Annotated in this window: 20 protein-coding genes and 1 other RNA gene; 9 read left to right on the top strand and 12 right to left on the bottom strand. The window is 64.1% G+C overall.

From position 1 onward, the window contains the following. Positions 1-2: 2 nt before the first annotated feature. Positions 3-530 carry a hypothetical protein gene (locus ACKTEK_RS10285; protein WP_409165199.1) on the bottom strand — a complete coding sequence of 176 codons (528 nt, stop codon included), beginning with the start codon at positions 528-530 and terminating at the stop codon, positions 3-5. Positions 531-708: 178 nt separating this feature from the next. Between ACKTEK_RS10285 and ACKTEK_RS10290 the strand changes: the two genes are divergently transcribed. From ACKTEK_RS10290 to ACKTEK_RS10300, 3 genes are all read left to right on the top strand, one after another. Continuing rightward, complete coding sequence (locus tag ACKTEK_RS10290) at positions 709-1,251, top strand: sigma-70 family RNA polymerase sigma factor (RefSeq protein WP_409165200.1); 543 nt, start codon at positions 709-711, stop codon at positions 1,249-1,251. Continuing rightward, positions 1,248-1,970, top strand: a complete 723-nt coding sequence (locus ACKTEK_RS10295; protein WP_409165201.1) for an anti-sigma factor domain-containing protein — start codon at positions 1,248-1,250, stop codon at positions 1,968-1,970. The genes ACKTEK_RS10290 and ACKTEK_RS10295 overlap by 4 nt, the downstream gene beginning before the upstream one ends. A gap of 113 nt (positions 1,971-2,083) precedes the next feature. Next, on the top strand, positions 2,084-2,641 hold the full coding sequence (locus ACKTEK_RS10300) for a fasciclin domain-containing protein (RefSeq protein WP_409165202.1): 558 nt from the start codon (positions 2,084-2,086) through the stop codon (positions 2,639-2,641). 30 nt (positions 2,642-2,671) lie between these two features. Here the strand turns inward: ACKTEK_RS10300 and miaA are convergent, their stop codons facing one another. After that, positions 2,672-3,664, bottom strand: a complete 993-nt coding sequence (gene miaA / locus ACKTEK_RS10305; protein ID WP_409165203.1) for a tRNA (adenosine(37)-N6)-dimethylallyltransferase MiaA — start codon at positions 3,662-3,664, stop codon at positions 2,672-2,674. A 32-nt stretch (positions 3,665-3,696) separates the two neighbouring features. Here miaA and serB point away from each other — a divergent pair, with 32 nt between their 5' ends. After that, positions 3,697-4,599, top strand: coding sequence for a phosphoserine phosphatase SerB (gene serB, locus ACKTEK_RS10310; RefSeq protein ID WP_409165204.1), 903 nt, complete (start codon positions 3,697-3,699; stop codon positions 4,597-4,599). Between the two features lie 8 nt (positions 4,600-4,607). On the opposite strand, the gene ACKTEK_RS10315 is transcribed toward serB, so the two are convergent. The 9 genes from ACKTEK_RS10315 to ACKTEK_RS10355 all read right to left on the bottom strand — a co-directional run bounded on the left by ACKTEK_RS10315 (position 4,608) and on the right by ACKTEK_RS10355 (position 11,974). After that, positions 4,608-6,077 carry a Do family serine endopeptidase gene (locus ACKTEK_RS10315; protein WP_409165205.1) on the bottom strand — a complete coding sequence of 490 codons (1,470 nt, stop codon included), beginning with the start codon at positions 6,075-6,077 and terminating at the stop codon, positions 4,608-4,610. A gap of 76 nt (positions 6,078-6,153) precedes the next feature. Then, positions 6,154-6,339: a DUF2065 domain-containing protein gene (locus ACKTEK_RS10320; protein WP_409165206.1), complete on the bottom strand. Its 186-nt coding sequence runs from the start codon at positions 6,337-6,339 to the stop codon at positions 6,154-6,156. A 46-nt stretch (positions 6,340-6,385) separates the two neighbouring features. Beyond that, complete coding sequence (gene hflC, locus ACKTEK_RS10325; RefSeq protein WP_409165207.1) at positions 6,386-7,474, bottom strand: protease modulator HflC; 1,089 nt, start codon at positions 7,472-7,474, stop codon at positions 6,386-6,388. After that, positions 7,471-8,589: an FtsH protease activity modulator HflK gene (gene hflK, locus ACKTEK_RS10330; protein ID WP_409165208.1), complete on the bottom strand. Its 1,119-nt coding sequence runs from the start codon at positions 8,587-8,589 to the stop codon at positions 7,471-7,473. The genes hflC and hflK overlap by 4 nt, the downstream gene beginning before the upstream one ends. Before the next feature lie 204 nt (positions 8,590-8,793). Beyond that, positions 8,794-9,489, bottom strand: a complete 696-nt coding sequence (locus tag ACKTEK_RS10335; RefSeq protein WP_409165209.1) for a dihydrofolate reductase — start codon at positions 9,487-9,489, stop codon at positions 8,794-8,796. A 57-nt stretch (positions 9,490-9,546) separates the two neighbouring features. Further along, on the bottom strand, positions 9,547-10,341 hold the full coding sequence (locus tag ACKTEK_RS10340; protein ID WP_409165210.1) for a thymidylate synthase: 795 nt from the start codon (positions 10,339-10,341) through the stop codon (positions 9,547-9,549). Between the two features lie 122 nt (positions 10,342-10,463). Beyond that, positions 10,464-10,940, bottom strand: a complete 477-nt coding sequence (locus tag ACKTEK_RS10345) for a YHS domain-containing (seleno)protein (RefSeq protein ID WP_409165211.1) — start codon at positions 10,938-10,940, stop codon at positions 10,464-10,466. A gap of 199 nt (positions 10,941-11,139) precedes the next feature. Further along, the gene (locus ACKTEK_RS10350) at positions 11,140-11,460 is read right to left on the bottom strand and encodes a DUF2853 family protein (RefSeq protein WP_409165212.1); all 321 of its coding nucleotides are present in this window, start codon (positions 11,458-11,460) and stop codon (positions 11,140-11,142) included. A gap of 133 nt (positions 11,461-11,593) precedes the next feature. Further along, positions 11,594-11,974: a RidA family protein gene (locus ACKTEK_RS10355; protein WP_409165213.1), complete on the bottom strand. Its 381-nt coding sequence runs from the start codon at positions 11,972-11,974 to the stop codon at positions 11,594-11,596. A 37-nt stretch (positions 11,975-12,011) separates the two neighbouring features. Here ACKTEK_RS10355 and ssrA point away from each other — a divergent pair. From ssrA to ACKTEK_RS10380, 5 genes are all read left to right on the top strand, one after another. Continuing rightward, positions 12,012-12,382: a transfer-messenger RNA gene (ssrA, locus tag ACKTEK_RS10360) on the top strand. A 195-nt stretch (positions 12,383-12,577) separates the two neighbouring features. Then, the gene (locus ACKTEK_RS10365) at positions 12,578-13,111 is read left to right on the top strand and encodes an SspB family protein (RefSeq protein ID WP_409165214.1); all 534 of its coding nucleotides are present in this window, start codon (positions 12,578-12,580) and stop codon (positions 13,109-13,111) included. A gap of 122 nt (positions 13,112-13,233) precedes the next feature. After that, positions 13,234-14,622, top strand: coding sequence for a class II fumarate hydratase (fumC, locus tag ACKTEK_RS10370; protein ID WP_409165215.1), 1,389 nt, complete (start codon positions 13,234-13,236; stop codon positions 14,620-14,622). A gap of 52 nt (positions 14,623-14,674) precedes the next feature. After that, positions 14,675-14,887, top strand: coding sequence for a DUF4169 family protein (locus tag ACKTEK_RS10375; RefSeq protein ID WP_409165216.1), 213 nt, complete (start codon positions 14,675-14,677; stop codon positions 14,885-14,887). Between the two features lie 9 nt (positions 14,888-14,896). Further along, a complete protein-coding gene (locus ACKTEK_RS10380) occupies positions 14,897-15,124 on the top strand; it encodes a ribbon-helix-helix domain-containing protein (protein WP_409165217.1) in 228 nt (75 codons plus the stop codon). Here the strand turns inward: ACKTEK_RS10380 and ACKTEK_RS10385 are convergent. After that, a complete protein-coding gene (locus ACKTEK_RS10385; RefSeq protein WP_409165218.1) occupies positions 15,121-19,059 on the bottom strand; it encodes an AsmA-like C-terminal region-containing protein in 3,939 nt (1,312 codons plus the stop codon). The genes ACKTEK_RS10380 and ACKTEK_RS10385 overlap by 4 nt on opposite strands. Positions 19,060-19,071 lie beyond the last annotated feature (12 nt).

The raw sequence follows: 19,071 nt of genomic DNA on the forward strand, positions 1-19,071 counted from the left end.
ACCTACTTCTCCAGCGTCAGCCCGCCGCCCTGGCCCTCTTCGGTGCCGAAGGTCGGCATGGTGCCCGGCCGGAACTGATCACCGCCGTCACCACCCTGCTGGCCGCCTTGCTGACCGCCACCTTGCTGGCCGCCGGCACCGTCCATCAGCGTGACCTGCACCTTGCCTTCGTAGATGGTGACCTGCACCAGCGGCGCACCGTTGAGGATCTCATCCATGACGGCGGCAGGCGGCTTGGAGCCGCTCAACATGTTTTCCAGCCACTCGCGGTTCTTGGCGCTGGAGAAGTACTGGTCCGTCGTATCGTCGGCATCGCGCCTGCCGAATTTGTGGAAGTTGGCGCGGTCCTGCCGGATGATCTGCGCCGGCGTGTCCAGCCGCTTTCCGTTGGAGTTGTAGTGATCCTGGTCCGACAGGCGCGCGGTGTACTGGTCGAGCAGGGTCTGCGCGGATGCCTGCCCGCCAATGGCGGTCAACGCGGCAATGCCCGCAAGGACGGCGAGCGGCTTGCAAAAAGGAATATGCGGCATATCGGCCTCCCAAGTGTTTGCGGGTTGGTCCGACCGGACGCGGCGGCCCCGCTACTGGTCCAGCGTGGGGCCGAATTGACGCTGCGGTCAATACGTAACGATTGGCGGCAAAAAGATAAAACCAATCCACTCGCGATAGCGTAATGTGTTCAGCGAGGAAACGATACCGGGCGGGCGAATGGATCCCAGAGAAGAACTGAGAGTGCTGCTGTCGCGCGTCGCGCTGTCGGATCGCACCGCATTTGAGACGCTCTACGACCGCACCTCGGCGAAACTTTTCGGCGTTGTCATCCGTCTGTTACGAGACCGGCATGAAGCCGAAGACGTCATACAGGAGGTTTACGTCAAGGTGTGGCAACGCGCGTCCAGTTTCTCAGCTCAGCAGGCCAGCCCGATGACGTGGCTGATCGCGATCGCGCGCAACCACGCGATCGACAAGCTGCGCGTGAAGAAGCGGCCGCACGAGGATATCGACGACAACCACACGCTGGCTGACGCTGCCCCGGGGCCGGAAAAGGCCGCCATCGCGTCCGACGAGTTCGATCGCATGCGCACCTGCCTGGGTGAACTTCCCGAGGACCGGTCGCTTGCCGTGCAGGGTGCCTATCTCGACGGCCAGTCCTACCAGGAGCTGGCGGACCGGTTCGCCGTGCCCCTCAACACCATGCGCACGTGGCTGCGCCGGTCGCTCCTCAAGCTTCGGGAGTGTCTTGAAGCATGACGGACAGCCTTGCCTATCCGACCCCGCCCGAAGACGCGAACCTGCTGGCCGCCGAATACGCGCTCGGCGTGCTCGACGCACAGGAGCGCGCCGCCATGGAAGCACGCGTCGCCCGCGACGGTGCGTTCGCAAACCTCGTGGCCACGTGGGAGCAGCACTTCTCCGGCCTGAACGGCGGCTTCGACGAGTTGCCCCCGCCTGCCCACGTCAAGTCGGCGATCAACACGCGCCTGTTCGGTGCAACTGATGCCAAATCCTCCGGCGGCTTCTGGAGCAATGCAGCCTTCTGGCGCATGACGACGCTCGCCGCCACCACGGCGCTGGCGATCCTCGCCTTCGTGACCCTGCGCGAGCCGATCGTGCCGCCGGTGGCCGGTGACACGCTCGTCGCCTCGCTGGAGACAGAAGCCGGGGATACCCGCTTCCTCGTGCTCTACGATCCGCGCGACCTGACGATCCGCGCCAGCCTGCTGGATGGCGAGACGCCGGACGGGCGTGACTACGAACTGTGGTACGTGCCGGCCGAAGGCGGCGGCGGCCCCATCTCGCTTGGTCTTATCGGCGGCACCGGCGCCCGCGCGCCGCACGTTCCAGAGGACCTCGACCGAAAGTTTGCCGATGGCATGACAATCGCTGTCAGCCTTGAGCCGCAAGGCGGATCGCAGACCGGCGCACCCACCGGACCGGTGGTCGCGGCAGGGCCGGCAAAAAAAATATAATTAATTCGAAACCATTTCCGAGACCGCCCCGTATATCCCAGTGACTTCGAAATAATTCCGCCACCGTGGCTGAAATAGGAGAAGTTATCTGAAAATTTTAAGGGAGGTCCCCCATGTTTAAGAACATCCGTACCCTTGCACTGACCACCGCTATTGTTAGTGCGACTGCCGTTTCTGCTTTCGCCGAAAACCCGATGGTTGGTGGCGCGGCGATGTATGCTGACAAGAACATCGTCGAAAACGCCGTCAACTCGAAGGATCACACCACGCTCGTTGCCGCGGTGAAGGCTGCCGACCTGGTCGAAACCCTCCAGGGTCCGGGTCCGTTCACCGTCTTCGCGCCGACCAACGCCGCGTTCGACAAGCTGCCCGACGGCACTGTCGAGACGCTGCTGAAGCCGGAAAACAAGGATCAGCTCACGAAGATCCTGACCTGCCACGTCGTCGCGGCTGACGCGATGTCCGACGCCATCTCCAAGATGATTGCCGACGATGGCGGCGAGCACCCGGTCAAGACCGTTGGTGGGTGCACGTTCACGGCCATGCAGAAGGACGGCAAGATCATGCTCAAGGACGGCCAGGGCAATGTCGCGACCGTGACGATTGCCGACGTCGACCAGTCCAACGGCGTGATCCACGTCATCGACACGGTCCTCCTGCCGGCTTCGTAAGCCGACAGCAAACGACCTGCTGCGCGCGCGTCACCCCTTGGCAGCGCGCGCGGCAGTCTCCTTTCGGTGTGCCTCACACTCCCCCCGCGCCAGCTGCAACCAGCTTGCGCGGGCTTTTTTGTCTGCCGGGTCGAGACTGTCCCATCCGCTCATCTGGTGGCGGAACCATGTCTTCTGGCGCTTGGCGTAGTGCCGCGTGTCGGCTTGCGAGCGCGCAATGGCCTCGTCCAACGCCATATGCCCGGCTAGATGCGCGGCAAGGTGCGGCACCCCGTGTGCCCGCATGGCCGGGAGTGTCGCGTCTTCGACCCTGGCAACAAGCGCGGACACCTCGTCCAGCGCACCGGCCGCGACCATCTGTTCGAAGCGGGCATCGATGCGGCTGTACAGCCAATCACGGTCCGCATCCAGAAAGACGCGAACGGTGCGCGCCGGATCGAGGATCGGCACGCCCTTTTCTTCCTGCCACGCGCCTAATGCACGCCCGGTCGACTCGAAGACACTGAGTGCACGCACCAGCCTTTGCCGGTCGAGTGCGGGGAACTTGCGCGACAGCACCGGGTCGCAAACGCTGAGCGCTGCCTGCGCCGCCTCCAGCCCGTCTGCCTCGATGCGCGCCTCGACCCGCGCGCGAACCGTGTCAGGCACGTGCGGTATCGGCGAAAGACCTTCGACCAGTGTCTTGAAATAAAGCCCGGTCCCGCCGGTGAAGATCGGGACCAGACCCTTCTCCCGGCACTGCTCGAGTGCTGCCTGCGCGTCTTCTGCAAAACGCCCGGCGGAGTAGCGTTCACGCGCATCCACGTTGCCGTAGAGCATGTGTGGCGCGCGGCTGACCTCATCGGCGGAAGGCCGCGCGCTCAGCACGTGAAGGTCGCCATAGACCTGCATAGAGTCGGTGTTGATGACGGCGCCACCGATCCGCTCGGCCAGTTCGAGCGCCAGCGCCGACTTGCCGCTCGCGGTCGGCCCGGCTATCAAAACCGCGGCTGGCGCCGCTTTCCTGTCGTCTGTCGTCTTCATTGTTTCAGCAAGAACCAGCAAAGCGACCGCCTATGCAAGCCTCCCCCGCGCCCAACGTCGCAACACTCGTCTCCCTGCCCGGTGAGGAGTTCGCGCTCGCCGACGGTTTGCGCAAGGCAACCGGCCTGTTGCCCGCGCCGGAAGAGCCCTCGCCGCTGGGCTCCGAAGCAATCGACCTGCCCTTTGGCGAGGGAAACCTGACGACGCTGCGCGCGGCCATGCTGGAAATGTTGCAGCACCTGCCTGTCGATATCGTGCTGCAACCCGCGGCCGCACGCGCCAAGAAGCTGCTCATCGCCGACATGGATTCAACGATCATCGGGCAGGAGTGCATCGACGAGTTGGCGGAACTCGTCGGCATCCGCGCGGAAATTTCAGCGATCACCGAACGCGCCATGCGCGGCGAGATCGCGTTCGAACCCGCACTGCGCGAGCGCGTCGCCTTGTTGAAAGGCGTGAAGCGCGCGGACATCGACCGGCTGCTGCGCGACGTTGTGACGCTCAACCCTGGCGCGCGCACGCTGGTGCGCACCATGGCCGCAAGGGGCGCGCACACCGCCCTCGTGTCGGGCGGGTTCTCGCTGTTCACGCAGGTCGTGGCGGAGCGCGCGGGCTTTGCGGAGAACCGCGCGAACGTGCTGGGGATGGCGGGCGATACGCTGGACGGGACCGTGGAGGAACCAGTGCTCGGCCGCGAGGCCAAGCGCGAGGCGCTGGACGGGATGGCGGCGGCCCGGGACATCCCGATGGAACTGACCCTGGCGGTCGGCGACGGGGCCAACGACCTCGCCATGATCGAGACCGCCGGACTTGGCGTCGCCTACCGCGCCAAGCCCCTCGTGGCGATTGCAGCCGATGCCGCGGTCAACCACACGGACCTCACCTCCCTGCTCTATGCGCAAGGTTACAGGGAAGCCGATTTCGTCCGCGGCTGATCGAAACGCTACTCGTTTAGCGGCAGCACCACGAAGCGGCCGTCGCCCTTGCTGTCACCCACGAAGACCAGCGCGGAATTAGCGCCACGGTCGCGCATTGCGTTGACCTGCGCCACCACGTCTGCGGGCGCGATCACCTGCTCCTGGCCGACGCGCATGATGACGTCGCCTTCCTTGATCTGGCGTTCCGCCGCCGGGCTGTCCTCGCGCACCGATTGCACGATCACGCCTTCAACGTCGGCCGCGATGCCGTACTTCTCGCGCGCGGAATCGTTGAGTTCGCCCAGCACCATGCCGAGAACCGTCGCGGCTGTGGCATCGTCGCCTTCTTCTGCGTCGGCGGGTTCATCACTGTTCCCGCCTTCGGATTCGTTCAGTCGGCCAAGCGTGATGGGCAGTTCGATCTGCGCGCCGTCCCGCAGAACGGTCACGCTGGTTTCCGCACCCACCAGCGTATCGGCCACGATCCGCGACAGGTCGCGGTAGGCCGTGATCGCCTGCCCGTCGAATTCCAGGATGATGTCACCGGTCTGGAGGCCCGCCTCGTCTGCCGGTCCGCCCGGCGTGATGCCGGCAATGAGCGCGCCGGTCGCGGCATTCATCCCGAGGCTTTCGGCGATCTCGTCGGTCACCGCCTGGATGCGCACGCCAATGTAGCCGCGCCGCGTCTCTCCGAACTCCACGAGCTGGTCGATCACGCGCTTGGCAAGCTTGGAGGGGATGGCGAACCCGATACCGATGGAGCCGCCGGACGGTGAGATGATCGCCGTGTTGATGCCCACGACCTTGCCATCCATGTTGAACAGCGGCCCGCCCGAGTTGCCCCGGTTGATGGCGGCATCGGTCTGGATGAAGCTGTCGTAGGGACCGGCGTTGATGTTGCGGTTGACCGCCGACACGATGCCCGTCGTGACCGAACCGCCAAGGCCGAACGGGTTGCCGATGGCCAGCACCCAGTCACCGATGCGCAGCACCTGCGAATCCCCGAACTCCACGAAAGGCAGGTCCTTCGGCGGCTTCACGCGCAGCACGGCGAGGTCGGTCTTCTCGTCACGTCCGATCAGTTCGGCCTGCAACTTGGAACCGTCGGCAAAGTTGGCGACGATCTCGTCCGCATCGGCGATGACGTGGTTGTTGGTGACGATGATGCCGCTCTTGTCGATGACGAAACCGGAGCCGAGCGAGTTCACCTTGCGCGGGCGGCCTTGGCTGCCTTCACGATCGAAGAACTCCTTGAAGAACTCCTCGAAGGGCGAGCCGGGCGGCAGGTCCGGCATCGGCACGTTGCCGCTGTTCTGAACCGTCTGTGACGTCGAGATGTTGACCACCGCATCGAGCAGGCCTTCCGCGACATCGGCAACCGACTCAGGCCCGCGCGCCTGCGCCGTGTTGGCGGCAAGTCCGGCAAGGGCAACGCAGGCGCCCAGCATCAGGGCGCGCATCGTGCGGGCGGTCGGGAAGGTCAGGTTCAGCATCATCGCGTCTCAGGCTCCAATGCCCTTTGGGTTCAGGGCAAGTCTTCGATTTGCGCGGCATTCAGCCTCGGCCCGAGGCTCAACCGCGCACCATGTAAACAAGGATCACGCCGATCGTGGCAGCCGCAAGGCCGCCCATCCGCAGCGCGCCGTCCGACAGCATCGGCAATTGCTCGACCATGCGCCGAACCGTGCCGGGCGCGAGGGCATAGAGCGCGCCTTCAATGCAAAGGACGAGGCCGATGGCGGACAGAAAGTCGGTCATACCAAGTGGAAACGGGCTGCCGGTTTCCCGACAGCCCGTTTGAACCTTATTGCTGCAACGCGCCGTCGCCGGATTCCGGCAGCGGCGGCTGGTCGGCAGGTGCGCTCGCGTCACCCCCGGTCAGCACGTCACCGGCCCCGGCATCCGCGCCCGCCGGTTCATCACCGTTTGGTGCGACGGCACTGTCCGCGTTTGGCTGTGCATCGTCTTCAGAGGCTCCGTCTGCCGGTGCACCCGCACCGGGAGCACGCGGCAGGTTGGCGTCGGTGCCGGCGCGCGAATTGCCGAAGTAGCGGAAGAACTCGCTCTTCGGGCTGAGCACCATGCGCGTGTCGCCGGAGGCAATGCCCGCTTCATAAGCCTGCATCGACCGGTAGAAGCTGAAGAACTCCGGGTCCTGGCCGAACGCTTCGGCGAAGATGTTGGCGCGCGCGGCATCGCCGTCACCACGAACCTGTTCGGATTCACGGCTGGCCTCGGCGATGATGACGGTCGCGGTGCGGTCGGCACGCGAGCGGATACGCCGCGCGGCTTCCTCACCTTCAGCGCGGATTTCTGCAGCTTCGCGCTGACGCGCGGTCTGCATCCGCGAGAAGATCGCCTGGCTGTTGGCCTCGGGCAGGTCGGCGCGGCGGATGCGCACGTCAACAACGTCGATTCCGAACTTGTCGGCCTCTTCGTCCATCTGCTCGCGAATACGGTTCATCAACTGCGGACGATCATCACGCACGACCGCGGTGAAGCTCGCTTCGCCCAGCACACGACGCACGGCGGAGTTGAGGACCGTCGCAAGGCGCGAGTTGGCGATGTTGATCGTGCCGACCGACTGGTAGAAGCGCAGCGCATTGTTGATGCGGTAGCGCGCGAAGGCGTCCACCACGAGGCGCTTCTGGTCCGAGGCGATGACTTCCTGTGCGGGCGAATCCAGGTCGAGGATGCGCTTGTCGAAGAAGACGACGTTCTGGACGAACGGCACCTTCCAGGCGAGGCCCGGCTCGGTGATCTGCCGCTTGGTCGCGCCGAACTGGAGCACCAGCGCCTGCTGGGTCTGGTGCACCGTGAAGAGCGCGTTGTAGGCGACGAAGATGCCGACTGCGATCAGCAGCAGGATCCCGCCAAAGACTGGCTTGTTCATTGGGAGTTCCTTCCGCGAGACAGTTCGTTGAGCGGCAGGTAGGGAAGGACCCCGCCTTCGCCGCCGACGTTGTCATCAATGATGATCTTCTCCGTACCGCCGAAGATGCGCTCCATCGTTTCCAGGTACATGCGCTCGCGGGTGACCTGCGGCGCCTTCTGATATTCGCCGTAGACCTTGGAGAAGCGGTCGGCCTGACCGCGCGCTTCCGCAACCGTACGGTCCCGGTAGCCGTTTGCGGCTTCCAGAATGCGGGCGGCTTCACCGCGCGCTTCCGGAACGACCCGGTTGGCGTAGGTCTGGGCTTCGTTCTGCAGGCGCTCCTGGTCGGCGCGCGCGGCCTGAACGTCACGGAATGCGTCGATGACTTGGTTGGGCGGATCAACCGACTGCATCTGCACCTGGGTCACGGAAATTCCTGCGCCGTAATCGTCGAGCGTCGACTGCATCAATTCCTGCACCGCGACTTCCGTCTGGCGACGGTCGGTCAGGACGGGTTCAAGCTCGCTCTTGCCGATCACTTCACGCATGGCGCTTTCGGCCACGGCCTTCACGGTCGATTCCGGGTTCTGGATGTTGAATAGGAAATCGCCGGCGCTGGAGATGACCCAGAAAACGGTGAAGTCGACGTCGACGATGTTCTCGTCGCCCGTCAGCATCAGGCTTTCTTCCGGCACGTCCTGGATGCGCGAATTGCTGCCGCGGTCCTCGAAGCCACGCATGCCGACCTCAATGCGATTGACGCGCGTTACCTTCGGCGTCAGCGCGGTTTCAATCGGCCACGGCAGGTGGAAGTGAAGTCCCGGCGGTGTCTGTTCGACATATTCGCCAAAGCGCAGAACCACGCCCTGTTCGTCCGGCTGCACGCGATAAACGCTGGACAGCAGCACCCATGCGCCAAGAACGACGAGCACGATCAGCAGGAACCCCTTGCCGCCGAAACCGCTGCCTCCCGGCATCATGTCACGAACGCGTTCCTGGCTCTTGCGAAGAATTTCTTCCAGGTCCGGTGACGGACCGCCGGGCGACCCACCGCCGCCCTGTCCCGGTGGCGGGCTGCCCCAGGGGCCACCATTGTTCCCCTTCCAGCCGCCACCCTGATTGCTCCAAGGCATATGTTTTCCTCGTTCCTGTGGGATATGCGGACGCGAATGCGCCCGGTCCATTCTTTGCGCGCGGTTATAGGATAGGCAAAACGGCCTTTCAACGCGCCCCCGACCGTTGGGAATTGGTGTTCACGCGCGAATGTGTCAACGCCGCACGTAAGTCAGCGACGAAAATGCCGCAAGCTGGTCCAAGCTCAAAGCTATCAGTAGAGGTTACAGGGACAGGTGAAGCTGTTGCTCTGGAACGGGATGATCCAAATTATCTGGTGGATCAGGAAGTCTAGAGTATGCGTCAAGTGATCCGCTAACCACTTCAGGATTCCTGAAGTAATCCCGAATGTTGACGAATCTTCGATTCAATTGCCTTTTATGATAAACATAGAATCTGAATGGATATTCATCATATTCTGTTTTTGGAAAATCTTCGCTTTCATATTTCATAACCCACTTTGATCTGTCCGTAAAATCAACATTAAAATGCGCATCACCTTTAATATTTGGGGCGAATACTTCAGTGACTATAACTTTCTGAACTATGTCTTCATAAAGTTTATATATTCTCGCGCCGCCAATTATATAAAGCTCCTTACGGTAGTTCTGGATGCTAAAAACATCTGCCGTATATAAGGCTTCTTCTTTGGAAGTTTCCCACACTACGTTTTTAATATCAGATTTATTTCGCGTGGTGCTTAAGATGATGTTCAGGCGATTGGGAAGGGGCCTCCCGATGGACTCGAGCGTCTTTCGGCCCATGATTACCGCGTTATGGAGCGTCTTATTTTTGAACAGTTGGAGGTCAGTGCGCAGATGCCAAGGGAGCTCATTTTCGCAGCCGATAACGTTGCCTGGATAACTGCGCGCTACGATAAACGTGACCCACGGCAATTGAATTTTTGGGATGTACGCCAACAGACTCTCCGACATTTGAAATGAGGGCCATCCTTTATGCTGGCTGCCCCCATTCGGTCAAACCGAAACCTCCGCCGCGATGTGCGGATGCGGGTCGTAGCCCTTCAGGGTGAAGTCGTCGTAGCTGAAGCCGAAGATGTCCGTCACCGACGGATTGATCTCCATGCGCGGCAGCGCGCGCGGCGTGCGCGAGAGTTGCTCGCGCGCCTGCTCGAAATGGTTCGAGTAGAGATGCGCGTCGCCGAAGGTATGCACGAAGTCGCCGGGCTTCAGCCCCGTCACCTGCGCCATCATCATCGTCAGCAGCGCGTAGGAGGCGATGTTGAACGGCACGCCCAGGAACACATCCGCCGAACGCTGGTAGAGCTGGCAGGAGAGCTTCCCCTCCGCAACGTAGAACTGGAACATGCAGTGGCACGGGCTGAGCGCCATGGCCGGCAGGTCCGCCGGGTTCCACGCGGTCACGATCAGCCGGCGCGAATTCGGGTTGGTGCGTATCTCGCTGACGACATCGGAAATCTGGTCGATCGCCCGCCCGTCCGGCGTCGCCCAGGAGCGCCACTGCTTGCCGTAGACGGGGCCGAGGTCGCCGTTTTCGTCGGCCCACTCGTCCCAGATGCGCACGCCCTTGTCGCGCAGGTAGGCGATGTTGGTGTCGCCCTCCAGGAACCACAGCAATTCGTGCACGATGGATTTCAGGTGCAGCTTCTTCGTCGTGACAATCGGAAAGCCGTCACCAAGATCGAACCGCATCTGGTGCCCGAAGACGGACCGCGTGCCGGTGCCGGTGCGGTCGCCGCGATCGACACCCTCGTTCAGGATGCGTTGCAGCAGGTCGAGATAGGCTTGCATGGTTGGGTCCTGCAGAATCACACGTCGCTTCTGCGCGCGAGTCTATGCAGGCCGCACCGCGCGTACCACCACCCGCGAAACCGGTTTTCGCTGCGCGTGGAAAACTGCGGACTAAGCGCGCCTCAGTCCGTCTTGACCGTCGGCCAGGTCTTGTCGGCCTTGGAGATGTTGCCGGGGATGTCGCTGGCCCAGCGCTGCTGCACCGCCTGGTCGTAGTTCAGGTACAGCTTGCCGTCGACGATCTTCCACGCATCCGGGCTGCCCTTGGCGACATAACCCTTGGAGGCCGCCCATGCGCAGTGCCCACCATATTGCGGGGCGTACTTCTCCGGGTTCGCCGCGAAGGCGTCCCGGTTGGCAGCGCTGGCGAAATGCCATGTCGCGCCATTGTGCTTGGCGGTGAATTCCGCCGAGCCTTTCACCGGTTCGCCGGCCTCGAAATATGAACCCGCGTCATGCCCATCGAGCGCGATGCCGGAGGAAAAGCCGGTATAGACCGGCCCGGCCTGCACCGGCGCAACTGCACTGAACGCCGCGAGCATCGTGGCGACGAGCACTCCGAGAAAGGCGAAGCGGGACATCCGGCAATTGGCGATCATGTGTCTCTCCATTCGGGCAGGCAAAGCTTGCGAGCCAACATGCGCGCTTCGCCACGCTGCCGGCCACACAACTCACGTTGACACGCGCACACATGGCCGTGAGCGCGTGTGGCACCGCCCGTGCGAAGGGAGCCTGAACGAAAAGCGGCCCGCGCCGGTGTAGCGCGGGCCGCCCTGAATTCTCGGATGCTGTAGGCGCCTAGAGCGCGCCCAGCTTGTTGAAGTGTTCGGCCAGCATGTAATAGACGGTCACGCGCTCCTTGGAGCGGTCGCCCTTCATCTTGCCGACGACGGTCTGGATCGCTGCATCCAGTTCCGCATCACCGCTCAGGCCGAGCTTCTTTTTCAGCCAGCTCTCGCGCACCCGCTCCAGTTCCTTTGGATCAGACGCCGAGACAAGCGCCGAATCGCGGTTGCGCAGGGCGATACCCAGGTGCTTCACGATCTTGTCGACCGCCGCTTCGTCGCAGCTGCCGGCGTAGTTCTTGACGTCTTCATAGTACTTGCTGTTGTCAGCCATTTGCATGCCCCCTGAGGCTCGTCTCCGGTGCGTTGCCGCACCTTGGCGTTGCGTCCGCTGCCGCAACGGCAGCCGGTCCGATCTTTCTACACCAATGTATCCGGCGCTTGAAACTGTTCGCGCAAGATCGACCTCAGTCGAAGACGGCGGTCACCTCGATTTCCACCCGCCATTCCGGCTGCATCAGCGCGGCAACCACCACGGTGGAGGCCGGGTTGTGCGGCACGTACTTGTCGCGGATTTCGCGGAAGATCGCCGTGTTGGCATTGCTGTCGATGAAGGCGTTCACGCGCGCTATATTCTGCAAGCCGCCGCCCTGGCTCTTGAGGATGTGCTCCACATTGCCCCACGCGATTTCGCACTGCTCGGCGAAATCGTCCGGCATCGTCCCGTCGCCGCGCACGCCGACCTGGCCGGAAACGAGCAGGATGCGCCCGCCCTCGATCATCGCTGCGTGGCTATAATTCGCCGCAGGAGGCGGCATCCCGTCGGGGTTGAAAACCTTGAAACCCATCGCGTTTGTCTCCCTTTTCCAGTTGCCGAACACCAGGTGCCTTTGCGCAGCCTGATTTCCGCACTATATTCCATGGTGCCGGTTTTGGCCGGCTATGGCGATACAGGACAGTCGGAATAAACCTTTCGGACCCGGGGGCGGTACCCGGCGCCTCCACCAAAACCCAGTCTGACCTCTGGTCGGCGGCTGGGCTTCGGCGGGGGCGAAATAGGATCGACGAGGGTGTAAAGGGCTAGCTCTTCGCTCGGCATGGTACCCACCGTTATCGGGCCAAATCTATAGTTGCGAATGACAACTATGCTCCGGTTGCTCAGGCTGCGTAACGCAGTTTGAAACACCGAAATTAAGCCCTGACGGTTAGCCCCGTCAGGCGGGGTTCCGGGGCACCTGGCAACAGAAGCCCCGACTTTCTTCCTGATTCGAAGACCGTCACTGCCGCGCATTCGTTGACGCACATCCGATCACGATTTTCATTGCGTGCGCGCATTGTCGGTGAAAGTGCTCTTCTGCCACCTCCGCGCCCTTGACGCGGTCCCCGTGCGGGGTAACCCTTGGGCGTCGCGCCGGTGCGTCGCCGCCGCTCCTTATTTCAGGTCCCAGCGAATGACGGAAATGAACAAGGACTACATCCGCTACGATCTCCTGGCGCAGGAAGCCCTGCGCGGCGTCGTGCGACAGGTCCTCGCGTCCGCTGCCCAGCAAGGGCTCCCCGGCGACCATCATTTCTACATTTCCATCGACACCACCGCGCCCGGCGTCATCCTGTCGGAAAAGCTGCGCGGCGATTACCCGCAGGAAATGACCGTTATCCTGCAGCACCAGTTCTGGGACCTCGAAGTCGATGACACCGGCTTCTCGGTGACGCTCTCCTTCGGCGGCAACCCGGAACGACTTGTCATCCCCTATTCCTCGATCAAGGGCTTCTTCGACCCGAGCGTCCAGTTCGGTCTGGAATTCGTGAACGAGGATCCCGATGCCGCCGTCGACCCGGCAGCCGAGGACATGCCCGCTACGGCGGCACTGGCGATCGATGATCTTGCCGGCGATTCGGCCGAGCCACGCGATCCCGACGCGGAAACGAGCGACGAGGAAGGCGCGACCGTCGTCTCGCTCGACGCATTCCGCAAGAAGGGCTGACGCCCGCTCTCCCCACCTGCCGGTCTTGGGCTTTCCGCCTGCTTGCCCGCGCTTGTCCGCGTGATAGGTTGCGCGCACATTTTGCCAACCGATACGCCAACCAGCCTGGGGGCCAGCCAGCCATGACCAAGACCCGCACCGAATCCGACACGTTTGGCCCGATTGAGGTTGATGCCTCGCGCTACTGGGGCGCACAGGCGCAGCGTTCGCTCGGCAACTTCAAGATCGGCTGGGAAAAGCAGCCCGCCCCCGTCGTGCGTGCGCTTGGCATCGTCAAGCGCGCGGCAGCCGAAGCCAACATGGCGCTCGGCAAGATGGAGCCAGACATGGGCAACACCATCGTCGCCGCTGCGCAGGAGGTCATCGAGGGCAAGCTGGACGAGCACTTCCCGCTCGTCGTCTGGCAGACCGGTTCCGGCACTCAGTCCAACATGAATGCCAACGAGGTGATCTCCAACCGCGCCATCGAGATGATGGGCGGCGAGATGGGCTCCAAGTCGCCGGTCCATCCCAACGACCACGTCAACATGAGCCAGTCGTCCAACGACACCTTCCCGACCGCCATGCACATCGCCTGCGCCGAGGAAGTGGTGCACCGGCTGATCCCCGCGCTGCAGACGCTGCGCAATGCGCTGAACGACAAGGCGCAGGCGTGGAAGGACATCATCAAGATCGGCCGCACCCACACCCAGGACGCGACCCCGCTGACGCTCGGCCAGGAATTTTCTGGCTACACCCAGCAGCTGACCAACGGTATCGCGCGCATAGAGGACACCCTGCCCGCGCTGATGGAACTGGCCCAGGGCGGCACCGCGGTCGGCACCGGGCTTGCCTCGCCGAAAGGCTTTGCGGAAGCCGTCGCCGACAAGATCGCCCAGATCACGCAGCTGCCTTTCACCACCGCGCCCAACAAGTTCGAGGCGCTCGCCGCCCACGACGCGATGGTCTTCACCCATGGCGCGATACACACCGTCGCCATGTCATGCTTCAAGATCGCCAACGACATTCGCTTCCTCGGCTCCGGCCCGCGCGCGGGTCTCGGCGAACTGGCCCTGCCGGAAAACGAGCCGGGCTCGTCGATCATGCCGGGCAAGGTGAATCCGACCCAGTGCGAGGCGCTGACGCAGGTCTGCGCTCACATTCACGGCAACAATGCCGCCATCTCCATGGCCGGCAGCCAGGGGCATTTCGAGCTGAACGTCTTCAACCCGATGATGGCCTACAACTTCCTGCAGTCGGTCCGCCTGCTGGCGGACGCCGCCGTCTCCTTCACCGAAAATTGCGTCGTCGGCATCGAGCCGCGTCTTGAAAACATCGAGGCCGGCCTGAAGAACTCGCTGATGCTGGTGACGCCGCTGAAGGAAAAATACGGCTACGACCGCGCCGCCAAGATCGCCAAGACCGCGCACAAGAACGGCACGACCTTGCGCGAGGAAGCGATTGCCGACGGCATCCCGGCGGAAGATTTCGACGCAATCGTGGTTCCCTCGAAGATGATCTCGCCGAGCTGAACCATTTGGGGTTAGACTGACGGTTCATCCTTGCAGCAACGAGTGCGACCTCATGGCCGAGATCGTCAATTTGAATCGCTTCCGCAAGCAGAAGGCCCGCGCCGAGAAAGACGCGAAGGCCGAGCAAAACCGCGTGAAGTTCGGGCGCACGAGGGACGAGAAGGAACAGGCACGGGCGGAAGATGATATTGCCGCCCGCCGCCTCTCGGCCCATCGCCGCGACGCCGACGATGACAGCGGTGACGACGAACCCCAGCCGGCCTGACGCGCCACGATGGACGCAGATCCCGTTCGCAAGCGCTCGATGACCCTCGCGGGCCATCGCACCAGCATTTCACTTGAAGACGTGTTCTGGGACGCGCTGCAGGACATCGCCACCGAGCGCGACATCACCATCACCGCACTCATTCGCGAGATCGACGAGGCGCGCGGCATCACCGCGTTGTCGCAGTCCCTGCGCGCCTATGCGCTCAACTGGTACCGCGGCAAGGCGCGCGCCTAGCGGTCGAACCCGGCCATCGGGTCGGTGCGCGGCCTGCGGCGTGTCTGCGAACTGGTGATGGGCGGCGGACCGAGCGGCAGCGGCTCCTGCAATTGCGGAACGGACGCCAACGGTGGCTCGAGCGCCAGCGAGTTTTGCGGAAGTTGCGGGTCGCCGCTCTCCGGGAACGGTGGCGGCTGGAAGCTGGCATTGCCGCCCGGCGGCGGCGCAATCTCGATGGGCTGGTTCAGCGCGGGCGGGCTCGTGTTCAGCGTTGTCGGTGGCGGCGGCGAAGGCGGCGAGGCCGGCGCCCGCTGGGACAACGCGTCCCGCGCGGCAGCCTGCGCTGCTGCCTCTGCGGCGGCAGCGGCCTCGCGTGCACGCGCTTCTTCCTCGGATCTGCGCTGTTCCTCGGCGCGGCGGGCGGCCTCTGCTTCACGCTGACGGCGTCTGCGTTCGACGGCCTCCCTGCGCTGGCGGTCCTGCTCCGCCTGCTCGACACTCTGGCGCGTTTCCAGCCGCCGCTTGATGAGCACGTCCAGTTCGCGCTGGATGCGTCCCCGGTCGTGGATATCGAGTTGCAGTTCTTCCAGCCGCGTCACTTCCTGCTCGAAGGCGCGGATGGTGAGATAGCCGATCAGCGGCGAGACGTCGAAACTGCGCTGCGGGTCGTCCAGCGGTCCTTCGAAAACGATGCCGAATTCGCGCACCTGGTCCGGCGCGTCCGGGTCCGGCGGCGCGCGCACGCTCCAGGCCGAGTTCACCGTCATCTGGTTGAGATTGATCTGGCCCGTCACGAAGGAGGACAGCCCGTCGCCGTCGATGGCAAAGCGCGTCGCACGCGCAACCCCGCCGGCGACCGAAAACGTCATGTCGGCGCGCTCGAAATCAAGCGAGCCGAGATCGAGATAGGCAGCGAGCAGTTCTTCGGCACGCGCGGCGTCGATCTCCGCACCCCGGTCCGCCGCATCCACGATCCGGTTGAAGGCAACCGGCGAGAGACCCGAGAGGCTGCCATCGGTGACGCTGACCGCACCCTCGCCGCCAAGGCTTGCGACGATGGCCGAGAGCGACCGGCCGGTGCCGCCGAATGTCAGGTCGGCATCGAACGCGCCAGATGCGACCGGTCGTCCGTTGCGCTTCCAAACGATCTCGCCAAGACGGCCGCCTTCGATGCGCAGCCGCCCGTCTGCCGACAACATCCCGGACTGGGAGACCAGCGCCAGCGAACCGCGTGCCGAGCCGCCGAATACCCCGCCTTCGATGTTGTCGAGGCGCAGGCCGTCACCGCGTACCGAAAGCGACGACGTCGCGCCGCTCAGCGTCAGGCCGGGCGCAAGTTCCAGCCGCTCGCTGCGCAGCTTGGTCGTCAGTTCCACGTGTTCGGGTAGCACGACCGCGAACGGCGTCGCGCTGAAACCGTCCTCGTCGTCGTGGCTGAACCGGTCCGATCCGTAAATCAGCGCCAGCACACCGGGCAGCGATAGCGTGTCTCCGGAAAGCTCCGTCTCGATGTGGTGCGGACGCCCCTCGTTCCCGCGCGCGAAAGTGCCCTCGCCGCTGAGCCGTGACGTGCGTGCACCATCCTCGACGTCGAGAACGATCTCGCGGAGCGCGAACGGATTGCGGCCCGTCACTTCCATGGAAAGCTGCCCGGAAACCGGCGCAGTGCCAACGCGCGCCGAAGCCAGGTCCAGACCTGCGAGAAGTTCGGCGACGTCCTGCGTCTGCGTGCGGATCGCGAGATCCAGCGTGTGCGACCCGCCGCTGTCGAACCGTATCGTGCCTTCCACGGCCGAGTTGGACTCAAGCCCCGTCACGGTACCGTCGACGAAGAGCGCCTCAGTGGGGATGCCGTTCAGCGTCAGCGCGATGCGCGCCGGGTCCTGCGCGAGAAGTCCCGCCTCGAACCCGAGTTGCGCCATCAGGGCGGCTGCGGTTTCGGCCTGCACCTCGATCGTCGCGTCGAAATTCGCCTGAAGCGGATCGAGCGGCGAACCGTCGATGGAGCCGGTGACGTCGAGTGCAGAGCCTGCTGCCGTACCGGTCAGGGAAACCGCCATGCGCCCGTCCGCGGCATCGCCGTTGCGCATCTGCCCGGTCAGCTTGAGCGGGCTGAGCGCCTCGGCCCGCGCGGCGACAAGTTCCGACAGCCGGTCCAGTTCGAGCAGGCCGAGCATGGTGGCGGCGCCGTCGAGCGCCTGCGCATCGAAGTTGAAATCCAGCACCCCGTCCTGCGTGCCGCCGGCCAGCGAAAGCGCGCCTTTCGCCGATAGCCGCGCGCCGCCGAGGTCCGCAATCTGTAACGTCTTCAGGTCGAGTTCGCCATCGACCACGTGCGCGTCGATTTCCACGCCCCGCGCCTCGAAGGACGGCGCGGTGATGAGATCGCTTTTCAGTTTCAGCGAGACATCGGAAATGCGCTTGGAATCTTCCCCGGCATCCGCCTGGATACCTGACCACAGCGCCTTGAGCGCCTCGAACCGCAACCGCTCGCCGTCGAGCGATATGTCGGCGTAGCCCGGCTCCTGCGCATCCGCGAGCGCCACCGCCACCGAACCGCGCATCGGCTTGCCGTCGAGTGTCAGCGACATGTTGTCGAGCGACAGCTTGCCCTGCGACACCATGATGTCGGAGCGCCCGTCGATGCTGCCCGCAAGCCACCCGGTATAAGGGCGCAGGTCCTCGCCAAGCCAGTCTGCGAATGCCTGCCCGCGTTCCGCAGCGATCCGCACCGCGCCGTCGAATATCAGCGCATCCTCGCCGTCCGTGCCGGGCACAAGGTCACCCGCAAGCCCGATGGTCGTGGAACCGGGGAAGGATGCGCTTGCCTGCGACACCTGCCACTGCTCGCCGGTCCACGCGACTTCCAGCGACACATCGTCGATGAGATTGCCTGACAGGACGACGCGGGTGAGGTCCACCCCGATGCGCCCGGGGATCGGCGGCGGGTTCTGCGACAGCGCGCCAATGCGCGACAGCACATCCGTCAGGTTCGCCGTGGCGGTCGTCTCGCCCTCGCCCTGCCCGCCGAGCGCCCGGTCGAGATCGGCCTGCCGCGCGCCCAGTACCGCGTCGAAGCGCGGGCGTTCCCCAAGGCTCAGCGAGCCTGCACCTTCCATCGTGAACTGCTTGTCGTCGGCACCGAAGCCGAGTGTCAGCGCAGAGAAGCGCACCTGCGTCGGGGTCGCTTCGGTATCGGCGCGAAAGACCCAGCGCCGCCCCGGTGCGTTGTCGTCCGCGATCCGTTCCATGCGGATGCGGCCGGCGAACTGGGCGATGCCATCCTCGATGCTCGACATGCCGTCGGCATCGAACGCGACCGGGTAGCCGCGCGGCGTCAGGCCCAGCTTGGTGCGAAGCTGCCCGTCCGAAGACCAGCGACCGGTCGCGAGCGTGAAGTCGACCTGCTCGCCCTGGTACTGAAAGGACCCGTCCCCCTTGTAGGGGCCATCGAGATTGGTGGCGCTGGCGGTGAAATCGACCTGGTCGAGCACCTGCTCGCCACCGGGGCCTTCCACGGTGATGCGGCTGTCGGCGACCTCGATGGATTCCAGCGTGAAATCGTCGTCGTCCTTCTGCGGACGCGGTGCGGCGAAACCGGTGAACGTGCCGTCCTCGCCGGCTGCAATGCGCAGCTCCGCGCCTTCGAGCCGCACGTGCTCGACCTTGATGTTGCCGGACATCAGCGGCGTCAGGTCCAGCCGCAGCACCAGCCCGTCTGCCTTGAAGCGCCCACCGGACCCGACCGTGACGTTGCTCGCCTCGACCTTCGGGCGCGGCAGAAGCCGGGCCGAGAGGTCGCCTTCGATGGAAACCGGCTGACCGAGAATGGCGGAGGCGCGATCCTCGAAGAAGCTGCGATACGAGCCCCAGTCGATGAAGAAAGGCGCTACCAGCGCTGCGATCAATGCCGCCGCAATCGCGATCCCGATGCTCAGCAGAGCAGAGTTCATGGAGCTGTCGCC

It is taken from the genome of Tepidamorphus sp. 3E244, assembly GCF_046159835.1.
GTDB lineage: Bacteria > Pseudomonadota > Alphaproteobacteria > Rhizobiales > Tepidamorphaceae > JACKJK01.

What these genes read in the sequence shown, in the direction of transcription:
- hflK (WP_409165208.1), bottom strand. Translation starts at nt 8,589, where the DNA reads ATGCCTTGGAGCAATCAGGGTGGCGGCTGGAAGGGGAACAATGGTGGC.
- ACKTEK_RS10385 (WP_409165218.1), bottom strand. Translation starts at nt 19,059, where the DNA reads ATGAACTCTGCTCTGCTGAGCATCGGGATCGCGATTGCGGCGGCATTG.
- ACKTEK_RS10350 (WP_409165212.1), bottom strand. Translation starts at nt 11,460, where the DNA reads ATGGCTGACAACAGCAAGTACTATGAAGACGTCAAGAACTACGCCGGC.
- ACKTEK_RS10295 (WP_409165201.1), top strand. Translation starts at nt 1,248, where the DNA reads ATGACGGACAGCCTTGCCTATCCGACCCCGCCCGAAGACGCGAACCTG.
- ACKTEK_RS10380 (WP_409165217.1), top strand. Translation starts at nt 14,897, where the DNA reads ATGGACGCAGATCCCGTTCGCAAGCGCTCGATGACCCTCGCGGGCCAT.
- hflC (WP_409165207.1), bottom strand. Translation starts at nt 7,474, where the DNA reads ATGAACAAGCCAGTCTTTGGCGGGATCCTGCTGCTGATCGCAGTCGGC.
- ACKTEK_RS10315 (WP_409165205.1), bottom strand. Translation starts at nt 6,077, where the DNA reads ATGATGCTGAACCTGACCTTCCCGACCGCCCGCACGATGCGCGCCCTG.
- fumC (WP_409165215.1), top strand. Translation starts at nt 13,234, where the DNA reads ATGACCAAGACCCGCACCGAATCCGACACGTTTGGCCCGATTGAGGTT.
- ACKTEK_RS10320 (WP_409165206.1), bottom strand. Translation starts at nt 6,339, where the DNA reads ATGACCGACTTTCTGTCCGCCATCGGCCTCGTCCTTTGCATTGAAGGC.
- ACKTEK_RS10355 (WP_409165213.1), bottom strand. Translation starts at nt 11,974, where the DNA reads ATGGGTTTCAAGGTTTTCAACCCCGACGGGATGCCGCCTCCTGCGGCG.
- ACKTEK_RS10375 (WP_409165216.1), top strand. Translation starts at nt 14,675, where the DNA reads ATGGCCGAGATCGTCAATTTGAATCGCTTCCGCAAGCAGAAGGCCCGC.
- ACKTEK_RS10340 (WP_409165210.1), bottom strand. Translation starts at nt 10,341, where the DNA reads ATGCAAGCCTATCTCGACCTGCTGCAACGCATCCTGAACGAGGGTGTC.
- ACKTEK_RS10300 (WP_409165202.1), top strand. Translation starts at nt 2,084, where the DNA reads ATGTTTAAGAACATCCGTACCCTTGCACTGACCACCGCTATTGTTAGT.
- ACKTEK_RS10290 (WP_409165200.1), top strand. Translation starts at nt 709, where the DNA reads ATGGATCCCAGAGAAGAACTGAGAGTGCTGCTGTCGCGCGTCGCGCTG.
- serB (WP_409165204.1), top strand. Translation starts at nt 3,697, where the DNA reads ATGCAAGCCTCCCCCGCGCCCAACGTCGCAACACTCGTCTCCCTGCCC.
- ACKTEK_RS10345 (WP_409165211.1), bottom strand. Translation starts at nt 10,940, where the DNA reads ATGATCGCCAATTGCCGGATGTCCCGCTTCGCCTTTCTCGGAGTGCTC.
- ACKTEK_RS10285 (WP_409165199.1), bottom strand. Translation starts at nt 530, where the DNA reads ATGCCGCATATTCCTTTTTGCAAGCCGCTCGCCGTCCTTGCGGGCATT.
- miaA (WP_409165203.1), bottom strand. Translation starts at nt 3,664, where the DNA reads ATGAAGACGACAGACGACAGGAAAGCGGCGCCAGCCGCGGTTTTGATA.
- ACKTEK_RS10365 (WP_409165214.1), top strand. Translation starts at nt 12,578, where the DNA reads ATGACGGAAATGAACAAGGACTACATCCGCTACGATCTCCTGGCGCAG.